The organism is Streptomyces durocortorensis (assembly GCF_031760065.1).
GTDB lineage: Bacteria > Actinomycetota > Actinomycetes > Streptomycetales > Streptomycetaceae > Streptomyces.
The window spans coordinates 7214658-7228290 of sequence record NZ_CP134500.1 but is presented as its reverse complement, the minus strand read 5'-3'; the positions used below and the strand labels follow the sequence as shown (position 1 = coordinate 7228290).

General features: G+C 68.3%; 12 protein-coding genes, 4 pseudogenes and 1 other annotated feature. Of the genes and pseudogenes, 7 read left to right on the top strand and 9 right to left on the bottom strand.

What is annotated here, in order from left to right:
* Positions 1-60 precede the first annotated feature (60 nt).
* A complete protein-coding gene (locus tag RI138_RS31980; RefSeq protein WP_311122725.1) occupies positions 61-909 on the top strand; it encodes an IS5 family transposase in 849 nt (282 codons plus the stop codon).
* On the top strand, positions 906-1304 hold the full coding sequence (locus RI138_RS31975) for a hypothetical protein (protein WP_311122724.1): 399 nt from the start codon (positions 906-908) through the stop codon (positions 1302-1304). The genes RI138_RS31980 and RI138_RS31975 overlap by 4 nt, the downstream gene beginning before the upstream one ends.
* Positions 1305-1365: 61 nt before the next feature.
* Here RI138_RS31975 and RI138_RS31970 read toward each other — a convergent pair whose 3' ends face one another.
* The gene (locus RI138_RS31970) at positions 1366-1866 is read right to left on the bottom strand and encodes a hypothetical protein (protein WP_311122723.1); all 501 of its coding nucleotides are present in this window, start codon (positions 1864-1866) and stop codon (positions 1366-1368) included.
* Between the two features lie 271 nt (positions 1867-2137).
* Between RI138_RS31970 and RI138_RS31965 the strand changes: the two genes are divergently transcribed.
* Complete coding sequence (locus RI138_RS31965) at positions 2138-2482, top strand: hypothetical protein (RefSeq protein WP_311122722.1); 345 nt, start codon at positions 2138-2140, stop codon at positions 2480-2482.
* Between the two features lie 365 nt (positions 2483-2847).
* Complete coding sequence (locus RI138_RS31960) at positions 2848-3003, top strand: hypothetical protein (RefSeq protein ID WP_311123082.1); 156 nt, start codon at positions 2848-2850, stop codon at positions 3001-3003.
* Positions 3004-3021: 18 nt separating this feature from the next.
* Here the strand turns inward: RI138_RS31960 and RI138_RS31955 are convergent.
* The 7 genes and pseudogenes from RI138_RS31955 to RI138_RS31930 all read right to left on the bottom strand — a co-directional run.
* Positions 3022-4034: pseudogene (locus RI138_RS31955) on the bottom strand (IS110 family transposase); the annotation flags it as partial.
* A 201-nt stretch (positions 4035-4235) separates the two neighbouring features.
* Positions 4236-4760, bottom strand: a complete 525-nt coding sequence (locus RI138_RS31950; RefSeq protein ID WP_311122721.1) for a type I-E CRISPR-associated protein Cas6/Cse3/CasE — start codon at positions 4758-4760, stop codon at positions 4236-4238.
* A pseudogene (locus tag RI138_RS32490) lies at positions 4753-5643 on the bottom strand (type I-E CRISPR-associated protein Cse1/CasA); the annotation flags it as partial. The pseudogene RI138_RS32490 and the gene RI138_RS31950, both read right to left, overlap by 8 nt.
* A 25-nt stretch (positions 5644-5668) precedes the next feature.
* Positions 5669-6199 (bottom strand): annotated as a pseudogene (locus RI138_RS32485) (type I-E CRISPR-associated protein Cse1/CasA); the annotation flags it as partial.
* A gap of 597 nt (positions 6200-6796) precedes the next feature.
* Positions 6797-7177, bottom strand: coding sequence for an RCC1 domain-containing protein (locus RI138_RS31940; RefSeq protein ID WP_311122720.1), 381 nt, complete (start codon positions 7175-7177; stop codon positions 6797-6799).
* A 512-nt stretch (positions 7178-7689) separates the two neighbouring features.
* A complete protein-coding gene (locus RI138_RS31935) occupies positions 7690-8445 on the bottom strand; it encodes an alpha/beta fold hydrolase (protein WP_311122719.1) in 756 nt (251 codons plus the stop codon).
* 273 nt (positions 8446-8718) lie between these two features.
* Positions 8719-9816 (bottom strand): nitrilase-related carbon-nitrogen hydrolase, encoded by a 1098-nt coding sequence (locus RI138_RS31930; RefSeq protein WP_311122718.1) that lies wholly within the window; start codon positions 9814-9816, stop codon positions 8719-8721.
* Between the two features lie 300 nt (positions 9817-10116).
* On the opposite strand from RI138_RS31930, the gene RI138_RS31925 reads away from it, so the two are divergent.
* Both RI138_RS31925 and RI138_RS31920 read left to right on the top strand, forming a co-directional pair.
* The gene (locus tag RI138_RS31925) at positions 10117-11211 is read left to right on the top strand and encodes a hypothetical protein (RefSeq protein WP_311122717.1); all 1095 of its coding nucleotides are present in this window, start codon (positions 10117-10119) and stop codon (positions 11209-11211) included.
* On the top strand, positions 11208-12017 hold the full coding sequence (locus RI138_RS31920) for a methyltransferase domain-containing protein (protein WP_311122716.1): 810 nt from the start codon (positions 11208-11210) through the stop codon (positions 12015-12017). The genes RI138_RS31925 and RI138_RS31920 overlap by 4 nt, the downstream gene beginning before the upstream one ends.
* Positions 12018-12163: 146 nt before the next feature.
* Here RI138_RS31920 and RI138_RS31915 read toward each other — a convergent pair whose 3' ends face one another.
* On the bottom strand, positions 12164-12385 hold the full coding sequence (locus RI138_RS31915; RefSeq protein ID WP_311122715.1) for a hypothetical protein: 222 nt from the start codon (positions 12383-12385) through the stop codon (positions 12164-12166).
* A 60-nt stretch (positions 12386-12445) separates the two neighbouring features.
* On the opposite strand from RI138_RS31915, the pseudogene RI138_RS31910 reads away from it, so the two are divergent.
* Positions 12446-13625, top strand: a pseudogene (locus RI138_RS31910) (IS3 family transposase); the annotation flags it as partial.
* Positions 12721-12849, top strand: a sequence feature (AL1L pseudoknot). Its footprint overlaps the pseudogene before it by 129 nt.
* Positions 13626-13633 lie beyond the last annotated feature (8 nt).

Here is a 13633-nt window from a genome sequence, read left to right as displayed (position 1 = left end):
TGGTGTGGGTTCGAGGCGGAATCTGCCGGTCCGCAGCCGCTCGTCTGCTGGTGTGATGATGTGAGTGAACACAAGCCGTACCCGAGCGACTTATCCGACGCGCAGTGGGCTCTGATCGAGCCGGTGATAACGGCGTGGAAGGACCGGCACCGCTCGGTCAGCGGCCACCAGGGCGCCTACGCGATGCGGGAGATCATCAACGCGATCCTCTACCAGGGCCGGACCGGCTGCCAGTGGGCCTACCTCCCGCACGACCTGCCGCCCAAGAGCGCGACGTACTACTACTTCGCCGCCTGGCGGGACGACGGCACCGACCAGGTCATTCACGAACTCCTGCGCTGCCAGGTCCGTGAACGGGCCCGCCGATTAGAGGACCCGACCCTGGTGGTCCTGGACACCCAGAGTGTCCACGCGGCCGCCGGGGTCCCCGCGTCCACGACCGGCCGGGACACGGCGAAGAGGGTGCCGGGCCGCAAGCGGGGACTGGCCGTGGACGTGCTCGGGCTGGTCATCGCCGTCATCGTGCTGGCCGCGAACGCCCACGACAACGCCGTGGGCATCGCTCTGCTGGACCAGGTCGCCGAGAACGCCGGCGGTACCGTCGAGAAGGCGCTGGTCGATCAGGGCTTCAAGAACCAGGTCGTCGCGCATGGAGCCGGCCTGGGCATCGACGTCGAGATCGTCGTACGCAACCCGCAGGAGGCGGGCTTCGTGCCTCAGCCGAAGCGGTGGAGGGTCGAGCAGACCTACGGGATCCTGATATTGCACCGCCGTCTGGTCCGCGACTACGAGCACCGGTCGGCCTCCTCCGCCTCCCGCGTCTACTGGGCGATGACCCACGTCATGGCCCGCCGCCTCACCGGCGCGAACACTCCCACTTGGCGTGATCCGCAGGCGGTGACAGCGTGAACATCGAGCCCCTGCTCGACGCCCTCGGCATCCAGGAGAACGCCGCCCGGGCCCTGGCCGACGATCTCCGCACCCAGATCGCCGAGTTGCAGTCCCGGCTGCGGGAGGCCGGGACCCACCTCGAACACCTTGCGATCACGCGGAAGACCGTCACAGCCCTCGCCGACCGGCTCCCGGCCGTTCCGCCGGACCTGCCCGAGCACCCGGACTACCCCCGCATCCTCGGTGTCTTCAACGATGCGACCGGACCGCTACGAGCCCGGGACGTCTGCGAAGCCCTCGACCACGAACTGCTGCCGAAGAACATCGAGGGCACTCGCGCCAAGCTGAAACGCCTGGTCAAAGTCGGCATCCTCACCGAGGTAGACGTCGGCCGCTTCGCCAGGAAGCAGTAGCCGTCCAGCACCACGGCCAGCAGCCTCGCCGGGAAACGGTCAACACCTCACGAACCGCCCCTCAGCGGTCGGGCAGGTCATCTGGGGGCCATGGGTTGCCGCAGCGTTGCCACCTTGTGGAAAGGCGTATGACGTTGGTGAAGTACCGGGGGTCCTGGAAGAGTGCTTCGAACCAGTCGGCTACCCGGGTGGCCGTCTGCTCGGGGCTGGCGGCTCCGGAGACAGTGTGGGCCAGCGGGGATGAATGGAGCGGCAGGTAGAGGCGCTGGTTGTGCACCTCGTCGCAGCGGGCGCTCTCGCCGTCGAAGACGGCCCCCACCGTGAGCAACGAGCGGTTCCACGGTGGACCCTGAACATGCAGCAGGGCAAGGAGGCCCGCATCGGGCCCACGCCACAGAAAGCTGTCGTCGGGCTCGGGCCGATCCCACCGGCGGCCGTCGCCTGGGTCGCCTGGCCAAGAGCGGGCACACTGCCGGATAGCTCTGGCGAACCGGCGTTCTTTGGCGGTGAGCGACCCGCATTCGCTCTCGTCGTACCAGAACCAGTCGTCCTCAGGATCCACGCTGTGCCCCCGTTTCGTGATCGCTTTCTTCCATGCGCCCTTGCTTGACGGCTGTCGGGCCGTCGTCATCAGGAGGTGCCCGGGGAATAGTTCATCAGGACTGTGCAGTCGCAGTAAACCGCCGAGCCTCCAAGGCTGACTGACGGCGGCCAGTAGAACAAACTGGCCGTTGACACCGGACTGCGCGCAGCAGCCGGGGATGGCATCTTGACCTGAAAGAAGTAGCCGCCCGAGCCACTGACCAGCAGCCCTGCCCCAACCTCAGCCGGAAATGGACATCAGCTCACGAACCCCCCTCTCAGACGGTCAACTGCCATCCGAGATTGCTCGCATCGTCAAGGACGTCTCGCGCAGGAGCCGCAAACAGGCGCCACCCGAGGAACAACAGGACCTCACCTTCAGTCTCATCCAGGAGCTCAAAGAGGCCCTCATCAGCCGTTTCCTGCCCGGAGTGAACCTCAAAGTCGCACACGACATCGCAGAGGCACTCGTCGCAGCCAGCGGCCGGGGAGGCGATGCCTATCACTCGCTGGCGCGCCGGTTCGCAGCCCACGCCGGCTTGTTGCACGCTGGGGAAGAGGTCGTACGCCGGTTGAGCGCAGAGCCGGTCCGCTAGCGCGTATGCGGACTCGGTACCGGCGCACAATAGTCCCAAGGCGGTGTTCATTGCCGCCTGAACGGGGGCCAGGAGGGCGAAGGCCGCGTGGCAGGTTAGCCCGCGCTGCGCCCCTTTGCGCCCGCCCTGCCCGGGGGTGTCCGAGGGGCGGGGATCACCCGTCTCGCTGAGCATCCCGCGTCGCCTGGCTGGGCTTCGCTGCGCCGGGCCCCTCTGATCGTGTGCCGACTGCGGTCGCTTCCCGTCGCAGCGCCCTTGTTTTCTCCTTTTGGGGGGTGCCCCTATGTGTTTGGTCAAGGTCCAAGGCCAGTAGGTTCGTGCGGTCGAGGGCGGGCTGAGTCGTAGGGGTGTGCATGAGGCTCCAGATGACGGACCTCAGCCGCGTTGTCGACGATCCGGCGGTCTGGGCGCCGATCCATCGGATCGCCGGAACGCTGGACAAGGCGCTTCCTGAGCTGTTCACGCCTGACTATGACCAGCGGCTTGAGGCCGCTCGCCAGCGGCTTCGGCCGGAGGACTGACCGAGCGGTCTGGACTCCTCACCTGGTTGCAGCCGGTCGGGGTTCGTAGAAGGTTCCGTCGCGGAGCATCGTGAAGAGGACGTCTGCCCGTCGTCTGGCGAGGCAGAGCAGGGCCTGAGTGTGGTGCTTGCCCTGGGTGATCTTCTTGTCGTAGTAGGCCCGCGATGCCGGGTCGCCCAGAGCGGCGAACGCGGAGAGGGAGAAAGCTCGTTTGAGCTGCTTGTTTCCCCTCCGTGACGGCTGTTCACCGCGGATCGAGGAACCCGAGCTCCGGGTCGCGGGTGCGAGTCCTGCGTAGGCGGCGAGGTGGCCGGCGGTCGGGAAGGTGCTGCCGTCGCCGACCTCGATCAGGATGCGGGCTCCGGTCCTGACGCCGATACCCGGCATGGACGTCAGGACCTTCGAAAGAGGGTGGGCCTCCAGGAGTTCCTCGATCCGCCCGGCCACGAGTTTCCGCTGGTCAAGGACGGCGGCCAGTGATCCGGCCAGGCTCGGAACGATCAGCGCGACCGCGTCGGTTCCCGGAACGGTCACGGTCTGCTCGTCCAGCGCGGCGAAGATCTCCTCGACCAGCCGCTCGGCCATCCGCGGGGCCTTTGGCCGCAGCAGCGTGACCAGCCGCCGACGGCCTGCCTTGCGTATCTGTGCCGGGGATCCGAACCGTTCCAGCAGCGTGAGGACGGCCGGTGCTGCAATCGCGGTCCCAGGACCCGTTCCAGCGACGGATGGATCTGGGTCAGCAGGCCGTGCAGCCGGGTGGCGACCCGGGTGGCCTCACCGGCCAGGTCGTCGTCGAACCCGACGATCATCTCCAGCTCGGCGATCGTCTCGTCTTCGCCGTCGATGGTCCGCAGCGTGTGGGGCATCGCGCGGGCCGCGTCCGCGATGATGAACGCGTCCTTCGCGTCGGTCTTCGCCTCGTCCGGGTAGAGGTCGGCGATCCGCCGCATCGTCAGCCCGGGCAGGTAGGCGACCGGGCAGCCCATGTCCCTGGCGACGGCCAGCGGCAGGGCGCCGATCGAGGCCGGCTGACGGAGAGCTCTTCCGGCTCGGGTGAAGCCGGTGCTCAAGCCCCTCATCAGCGATCCGTCGATGCCTCCGGACCCGGTGACACCACCCCCCGGATCATCAACAACAGGGGGGAAGTCATGCCGGACCCGAAGGCCGGTAGCCCCATTGCGGAGCCACGAAGAAGGTAACGGGGGGACGGCTTCTGCGGCGCTGGATCGCGGTCAGTTGCGTTGTGGAGTATGGCAGGTGGTGGGGTCGATGCGGCTCAGTACCCAGCGGACGAGGTCTTTGTCGAGGGTGAGTTTCGGGTTTTCCTCCAGGGCGTCGTGGAGGTGGAGGGTGAAGTGGGGGGAGGTGCGGTTGACGCGGGTGCGGGGGAAGGGCCTGGGGAGGCCGGAGACGGTGACGGGCTGAAGTCCGACGGTTTGGGTGCGGGTCTGCCACCAGGTGATGGCGTCGTCTCCGGTGAGGTGGGTGATCTTGCCGCGGCGTTTCCCGGTGACGGGGCGGCGGTTGGGGTTGCCGGCGGAGCGGGCGGCGGTGATGCGGTAGCGGACGGTGCGCCCGGGGGTGAGGGAGTTCAGCAGGGGGGTCAGGTCGACGGTCCGGGCGGTGCCGTAGTCGGCGGGCAGGGCGGTGAGGTCGGGTATGTGGGCCGTCTGGACGAGGAGGGTGGGGTCGGGCCCGGACTCGGTGCGGAACAGCAGGCCTTCGGCCAGTACCGGGCCAGGGCCTTGTTCACCCACGTGGTCTTGGAGGTCTTGGAGGTACCGCTGTGGGTGGCGGTCTTCCATGCCTTTCTGGTGACGTCGCCAGCCGTTGGGCGGTCTGTTCGGCTTCCCGGCAGCACTCGGCGATGCGCTGGGCTTTGACCGGATCGTGTTCCTGGGTCCAGTTCAGCAGCGGTGGGGTGATCGCGGTGTACCACTGCCGGTCAATGACCTTGCCGTCCTGATCGAATCCGTGGACGCGGATCCGCAGGCTTCGCCGCAGTTCCTCAGGAAGATCGTTGAGGGTGTCGAAAACGGCCGGTCGGACGTATGTGCCGTGTTCGTCAGAGGCTAGGACCAGTGTGTCCAGTTCACGCCACCACGCGCGGGACACATCAGCGCGGTTCTTGGTGCGGCGCCGGGCGACGCTCTTGCGTTCGGTGATGAACCGGTAGGAGAGGTAGGGATCAGTGCTGATCTCGGGCTCTGTGGGCTCTTCGGCTTCCTCGGCTTCCTCGGCTTCCTCGGGCTCCTTGGTGGCCCAGGTGAGGTAGGCGTCGGTGACGGTGCTCCCGCTGGGGCCAGGCACGAGGAGGATCGCGTGCTGGCTCTGTCCGGTCAGCAACCGGCCGGGCCAGGTCACCAGAGTTGAGGAGGGCTGCGGACTGGGAGCTGTTTCATCCCAGGGGCAGGCGTCGGCGCCTGGCAGTTGTTCGTCGCTGGTGAAGGCTGGCACACCGGCCAGGAGCGTTTCGTGCAGAGTGCGGCCCAGAAGGTGGAAGGAGACGCTGGAGCGCAGGGGCCCACTGTTCTGGCGTCCGGTGGTGACCCCGTCCACGGTGCGGGGGGTGCACTGGCCCGAGCGGCCATAGTAGTGGTGGACGAGCAGGATCTGCAGGGCTTCGGCGGTAGGCACGGGCTCGGCGGTGTGGGTGGCCGTGCGGGCTGAACCAGCAAGCCAGGTTGTTCCCGGCGGGGCGCCCCGGCACGAAGGCGTTGATGCCGCTGCTGTGGTCGCACTGGGTACGCAGCGCGGGTTCCTGCAGCCAGGGGCGCACCGGGTCGAAGACGTCCCAGGCGTGTTGGTCAAAGTAGGCGTGGACGGCGCCCGGGTCGAACCGGCCCTGCTCCAGGCGGGAGCGGCGTAGGGCGTTCCACTGGGAGGCGGTGAGCTCGGGATCGTCCAGGCCGGTGATCCGGGCCGTGATGGCAATCGCGATCCGCAGCAGAGCTGAGGCTGCCGGGGGATGAGGCAGGGCGAGATCGTCGATGATGTGGGCGTTCAGGAACAGGTCCCGCAGACCGCGTTGGCTGTAGTGAGGGCCAGTGCGGGTGTCGATCCAGGGGTCGTCGGCTGCGCTGAACGTGGCGGTGGCGGGCGGGGGTAACTGAGGCGTCCACCGCCAGGACCAGGGCGTTCTCCGGCGGCGACAGGTAAATACCCACCACGTCACGGACCTTGTTTCTTCGCTCATTGGTAGAGCCCGCGCGAACGGGAGTGTTTCTCGCTGTGAGCAGGTCTTCTTGTCCAGTGCAGGGTCTATAGCCCGCGCGAGCGGGAGTGACCAGCTCAGGCACCCGTGGCCACTCAAGACAGACTCGTGCGGCCTGCGGCCCGGGCGTGCGAGAGTTGTCCGAACTTCCTCCCCATGAGAGTAGTGACAGCCGCTGCGGAGCCCACGCAAGCTGGGTGATCCGCTGGCGTGTTCGGCGCGGCCGCTGGCATCCTCGGAGAGCTGGCTTGAGCAGGAGCGAACCGGCTCTCGATGGCCTTGACCTGCCGCTCACTGAGCGGGGCCCGTGCGAGGTGGCAACCCGTTCGCCGATCGGCAAGTTCGCCCGGGCGCACGCGACACCGAGCCGTGGAGAGGCAACCTCAGCACAAAGCCGCAGGTCAAAGGCATCGTCGTATTGCAACTCTCAGCGGAGCGAACAGGCGATTCTCATGTACCTGCATCAGCAGTTCTCAAGGCATGCCTGAAGCAACCTCATATCATCCCTGCTCCAGTAGCTAACGTGCGCCACCTCAAAGGACATTGGAATGAGAATCATCTAAGGCAGGGAAGTGAGAGTCAGCAGATGGCGACCACGCCGCGCAGTCCGGTGACGGTGGACGCCTGGTCCTGGTTAGTCAGGGTGCCGATGCCGAGCTGGCCGCTGGTGTTGAGGCCCCAGCTTTCCACGGTCCCGTTGGAGAGCAGGGCGAGGCTGTGGCTGGCGCCGGCATCGATACTCTTGATGTCGGTGTCGGTGAGCCCCGGCACCGTCACGGGCTTGTACTTGGCGTTGGTGACCACGCCGCCGAACTGATAGCTCTCGTTGGCGCCCCAGCCCTTGAGCCGGCCTTCCTGCGCGGTGGCGGTCGAGGGCCAGGCCAGCAGTATGGCCAGCAGCGCCAGCAGGCCCGCGAAGAGCGGGGCGCTGCGGCTACGGCCGCGGAGAAGTGCGTTCACGTCGGTCCTTAACAATGATGTGGCGCAGGCAGGCAGCAAAGCCGAACCGTTGCGCATAGTGATGGCGCGGTCGCTATAGGCATCCACTCGGGAGGCGCCCTGCCCTGTCAGGGACTTCTCACACGGGCAGGCCGCGCACCCCGACGTGCGGTTGAGGCGAGCCGCGGTGACGGCCGACCACCGGGCTTTGATGCCGTGGTCCCGTACGAAGACCGGCCATCGTCGGGCCCGGCATGACACTTCGGGCCCGGGGCAGGGGCGGGGCGTGCCCACCGTCATCCCGGCTGTGGGGCGGCTTCTTTCACTCGTTCCGGGTTTTGCCTCGCGGAGGGGAACTCCGTCGCCCACACCGGTGTCCCTGCCGATCAGGTTGACTCGGCAGCCGACGGTGACCTGCGCAGAGGTCTTCCCTGCCGTGACTGGGGGGCGGGGCCCGCTGTTGCGGGTTCCCGATCGGAGCCCGTGGGCATGGTGATGGTGCGCCAGGTGTTCTTGGAGCTGCCGCTGCGGGCTCAGGCGTTCAGGAATGTCTCGAGGCTGGTGGCCAGGGCCACAGGTGTCTCGTGCATGGGGTAGTGGCCGCTGTTGGCGATCTCCTCCAGTTCGGCGTTCGGATAGTGGCTGAGCCACGTGGCGCGCATAGCGTCGGCCGTGAGGGCGAGATCGTGCTCGCCGACGATGACCTTGACCGGGACGGGGTTGCCGGTGATCCGTTCCGTGAGGTCGGCGGTGACCCAGTCCTTCACGTAGCCGCCGAACGCCTCCCGGGTCGACCACTCCAAGGAGAGGTCGACCATCAGGTCCACCCACACCCGGGAGGCGCGTCGGCCGGTGACCAGATCGACGATGGAGCGTCGCTTGTCGCGGTCCTGCGCGGCACCGTAGAACAGCGCTTCTCCGTCGGCGTCCAGCGGATAGGCACCGGCGGGGACGGGGGCCAGGCCGACCAGCTTCCGCACTCGGTGCGGGGCCTGGGCCAGCACCTGCTGAGCCGCCTTGCCGCCCATCGAGTGGCCGACGAGGGAGAAGCTTTCCCAGCCGAGCTCGTCGGCCAGGGCGAGGGCGTCCTCGGCGATCTCGGCGAGCGTGTACGTGCCGGTGACGTGCTTGCGGTCGCCGTAGCCGCGGTAGTCGAGGAAGGCGTAGCTGAAGGTGTCGCCGTCCAGGTAGTCCAGGAAGGGCCCCCAGCCGGCGCTGGTGCCGAACCAGTCGTGGAGCACCAGCACTTTATGGTCGCCTGATCCGATCAGGCGGCAGGGAATGCTCATGGCGGGCTTCCTCTCGTCGTTGCGGGCGAACGGTTCGCTTTCCTCCGAGAACGCGCCCTTCCAGGTCAGGTCCCCGAGTCCGGCAGGTGACCGCTTGACGTCCTGGGGGGCGTCTGCGCCCGGTCGTCTCGCCGTTGCATACCCAGCGGGTGTCCTCGCCCACCTCTGCGCACGCACTCCGTTCCGTCGTGCGCACGCCAACAGCACCTCGACTCGGCTCGGGATCCTTTCCCATAGCCGGACTCTCCGAGCTGCGCCAACGCGGCAGGGTTGTCAGCGGGCGGGGCGTAGGACCGGGTTGAGGGCGAGGCGGTTGTCGGTCAGGTGGTGGCCTTCGGGGCTGAAGGGCGGGATGGCCACGGGCAGGCAGTCGGCGATCAGGAGGCAGTCATGGTTGCGGTCCTCAGCGGTGGCCACCACAAGGGGCTCGCCGTCGGGCCCCCAGATTCCGGAGTTTCCCTGGTACTGCCAAGCGCCGGCGGGGACCTGTTCCCAGCCACGGCGGTTGGCGTAGGCGACGAACAGACGCCAGACGCTGGCCATAGCGGGGATGATGTGGCGGGTGGCGTCCTGGTACGGAACACGGCTCATGGCGCCGTCAGCCAGACGGAAGTGGCCGTCAGCCGCGGTGGGCCCCAGCACAATCTGCGCACCGTGTTCAGCCAGGTGCTGGTACAGCGGCGGGAACTCGCACTCATAGCAGTTCAGCACGCCGACCGTGATGCCGTTGATCGTCACGAGGGGCGGCAGGTCCTGACCGAAGGAGTAGTTACGTCGCTCCGCCGCCCCGTAGAGGTGGGTCTTGCGGTAGTTGGCGGCCACCTGCCCGTCGGCAGCGATCACGCTGATGGAGTCGTAGAAGTCGCTCCCGTCCCGTTCGGGGTAAGGCAGGACCACGGCCAAGCCGTTCTCCTTGGCAGCCAGGCGGGCCCGGTCGATCGAAGGGCCCTCGCGGTGCTCTGCCAGTTCACGGCACTGGCCGGGGTCGATGGCGTAGCCGGTGGTGTACTTCTCCGGAAACACAACCACCTGGCAGCCGTAAGCCGCGGCCAGAGAGGAAACTTCGGCCAGCCGGTCCATGTTCTGCCGCACCGCCTCCCGGCTGCCGACCTGCCCCTGGTACAACGCCACCCGCAGACCCTCACCGACAGCGGGCGCGTCATACAGCGCGGAGCGGAACACGATACGAACTGGCTGCGCCATCGGTGAGTGCTCTTTCCATGATCGGCGATCCCCACGACCGCCCCATGAAAAGAAACGAACCACTACCGCATCGGACACCATGATCACTTCGATGGCAGTGCCGGCGAAGCCGACGGAGAGGAAAGCGAGCTGGACGGCTTCCTCTGCTTCACCACGACCACCGCGCACACAGCTGTCACCGAGAAGCTGTGCACCTGGATCATTGGAACAGCTCCCCAACTGATTCCGCTCCCGCGCCTGTCGAGGCTGCCGTCCACTCACGCGAGCCGGACGGCAGCCCTGGTCGGTCGAGGACGTGCCTGGCCCGTCGGCGACGGACCGGCCCGGAGGCGGTCCGCACCTGTCGGCGCCGGCCGTTACTTCCGTTGGAGAGCACCGTTACCACTCGGATGATCAAGATCTTCTTCTGGAACGGGTTGTGCAGCAGCAATGGATTCGACACTGACCGCGGTGCGGGCTCACGCGCCCGTGCCCACGCACCCTCCCAGCCCTACTGCCCTGCCGGGTGACTGGTCGGAGTTCGGGTGCCGGGTCAACACATGGACTCCCGCGGAGCTCTTCGACCGGTACAAAAGCTCGCGCTTCCTGTACCCGGGCAAGCGGGCAAGGCTCGCCCCGTACTGGCCGGTGATCCTCGACAACTGGCAGCGCGCCCGGCGTGCCGGGGAACTGCTGCACTGGGTGGGGTCGTACGACGACCCGAACGGCGGCTGGGCATCAATGACGTCCTGGCGGTCCACCCACGGCGGCTGGCAGACCCAGCACCTGGTCAGCCACGGCACGCTGGTGGGTGCCCGCGCGGTGATGCTGGCGGGCCTGGCGGTCCGCATGGCCGAGAAGCGGGATGTGGCGCAGCAGGACTGGTTCAGTCCCGGCAACCGGTTCGCGGCCGTCGCCTTCGGCGGCATGGTCGAGAAGGTTTCCCCTGGGCAGGCAGCGGTGGTGCCGGGGGACTACGTCACGGTGCCGCTGCCCCTCGCCCGCTCCCTCGGCGCCATGCGGACCGGGGCGGAGCGCGTGGCCGAGCTGGACGACGCGGCGTGCCCGGAACTGGCCGCCCTCGCGAGCCGCTGCCGCGGCGATGTGTACGTACGGGCCGAGGGGCTGGACCGCGGTGATCTGAGGCTGAACGACGTCGACCGGCTCTACCGGTTGGTGGGACTTCGCCGCTATCGCAGGATCTGGGCCGCCTACGACGCCACCGGCCGGATGCTGGCGGCGGCGCTGGCCTACCGGGGGCCGCTGGGCTTCAACTTCTCGTTCCTGGAGAACCGGTGTGACCTGCTGGTGGCACCCGGTCTCGACGCGGACGAGGCGCGGCGGGCGGCGGACGCGGTGCTGTCCGCCGCGTGCTCCGCTTACGAGGGATTCGAGCCCGGCTGCCTGCCCGTCGCCAGTTCCCTGTCGCTGGACCGGCTCGTCAGGGCAGGCGCGGAGCGTGTCCGCCCGTACAGCCAGGCCCTGTGGCTGGCCGAGGCGCACCACGATTTCTACCAGTACATCGACGACCTCTACGAGCGGCGCCTGCGCGGCCGGGTCGCACACCCGAGGAGGACCGCATGAGCGTTCCGTATCTGATGGAGGACCGCCGCGAGGCCGGCCGTCTGGTGGCCAAGGTGGACGCCGATGCGTGGGTGCGGGAGTACCTTGCGCCCGTGATGCCCACGGGGGCGCCGGAGGTCCTGGACGTGGGTGCGGGACCGGGACACATCGCGCAGGCCGTGTGCCGGGCATGGCCCGATAGCCGGGTCGTGGCCTTCGACGGCAACCCCGAGCGGCTGGCCGCCGGCTCCGGAAGCGCGGATGGTGCCGCGCTCGTACGCCGCTGCGGCGACGCCCGGGACCTCCCCTTCGAGGACGGTGTCTTCGATGTCGTCTACTCCCGGCTGATGCTGCAGTACGTCGCCGAACGGGGCCGGGCCGTCGCGGAGATGGCCCGTGTCACCAAGCCGGGCGGCGTGGTCGTGCTCTTCGACCTCGACGGCCAGCTCGTCTGGCACGATCCGGTTTCTCCCGCGCTCAGTGCGGTTCTCGACCCGGTCGTGGCGGCTCTGAGGGCGACCGGATTCGACCCGCACACCGGCCGTCAGCTGTACCGGCTCGCCCGGGAGGCCGGCCTCACCGATCTCGCTGTACGCGTCGATCCGTACCACGTGATCGCCGGGCCGATCGAACCGGCCGAACGAGAGCAGTGGCATCTGAAGCTCGACATCGCCCGCCCCGCCATCGCCCGTGCTCTCGGCTCGTCCGGGGCCGCGGACAAGGCCGTCCGGATCTTCCTCGACCACCTGGACAGCGAGGACACCCTCACCTACTCCGTGGCGTTCACCGTCACCGGCCGTCAGAAACCGGGCGCACGTCGGCGCTGACATGACCCCAGCGAGCCGGTCCGTGTCCGAAGACTGACAGGGAGTTGTGACAGTGCGCGTCGCTGTCCCGGCCGGAGCCTTTGACCCGGTCCGGCCGATTCGGCATCAGCCCTCTTCGGCGGCCCCGGGGGCCCGGCGGGGGCAGGTCAGGCCTGGCCGATCTCCTGGGTGAACTGCAGGATGACGAACTCGGCGGGCCGCGTGACGGCGAGGCCGGCCTTGACGATGAGCTGGCCCGACGTCACGTCGTCCTCCGTCATCGTGATGCCCTCGCCGGCCTGGACGAAGTACGCCTCCTGAGGTGTCTGGCCCATGAGACCGCCCTGCCGCCACAGACCCTGCAGGTAGCTGTCGACGGCGGTGCGCACCCGCTCCCATGAACCGCCCCGGGTTTGATGGAGATCATCAAACCCGGAAGGATGCCGATCATGGCTGCTCCCCGTAAGTACCCCGACGAACTGCGTGACGCGCGACGCGTCTGGCCATCGAGGCCCGCAAGGACCCGGCCGGCCGTGCCGGGGCGATCAAGCGCATCGCCGACCAGCTGAACGTGCACCCCGAGGCCCTGCGGGGGTGGGTCAAGCGGCCGAGATCGACGAGGGCACCGTTGCCGGGACCACCAGCGCGGAGGCCGCCCGGATCGCGGAGCTGGAGCGGGAGGTGAAGGAACTGCGGCGGGCGAACGCGATCTGAAGTCCGCCTCGGCTTTCTTCGCCGCGGAGCTGGACCGTCCACTGCGATGAAGGTCGCCTGCATCGACCAGTACAAGGAGACGTTCGGCGTCCAGCCGATCTGCGACGTCCTCGCCGAGACGGACGCGCCGATCGCGCCGAGCACCTACTACGCCGCCCACAGCCGTCCTCCGTCGGCCCGCAGCCCGCGCGATGCCGAGCTCACCGAACAGATTCGCCGGATCCACACCGACAACTACGCTGTCTACAGGGCCCGCAAGGTCCATGCAGCCCTAATCCGCGAGGGAGTCGAGGTGGCTCGCTGCACGGTCGAACGCCTCATGCGCGCGGACGGCCTGCGCGGGGTGATCCGGGCCAAGAGCCCGCGCACCACGCGGCCCGCCCCGGAGACCGGCCGCCCGGCCGACCTGGTCGAGCGACAGTTCACCGCGACCGCCCCGAACCAGCTGTGGGTCGCGGACATCACCTACATCAGGACCTTCTCCGGCTGGGTCTACGCCGCCTTCGTCATCGACGTCTTCTCCCGCATGGTCGTCGGCTGGCAGGTCGCCACCAGCCTCTACACCGACCTCGCCCTGGACGCGCTGGAGATGGCGATCTGGCGCCGCCGACACGCCGACGCCGACCTCACCGGCCTCACGCACCACTCGGACCGCGGAGTCCGATACCGGGCTCTGCGCTCCACCGAACGCCTCGAACGGGAGGCGGCCGTGGCCTCGGTCGGCTCCAAGGGTGACTCGTATGGCAACGCCCGCGCCGAGGCGTTCAGCAGCCTGTTCAAGGCCGAGCTGATCCGGAACAAGGGGCCGTGGACCGGCATCAACGACGTCGAGATCGCGCCGAATACATCGACTGGTTCAACCAGCGCCGCCTCCACGGCGAGCTCGGACACGTCACCCCGGCCGAGCACGAGGCCGCCCCACT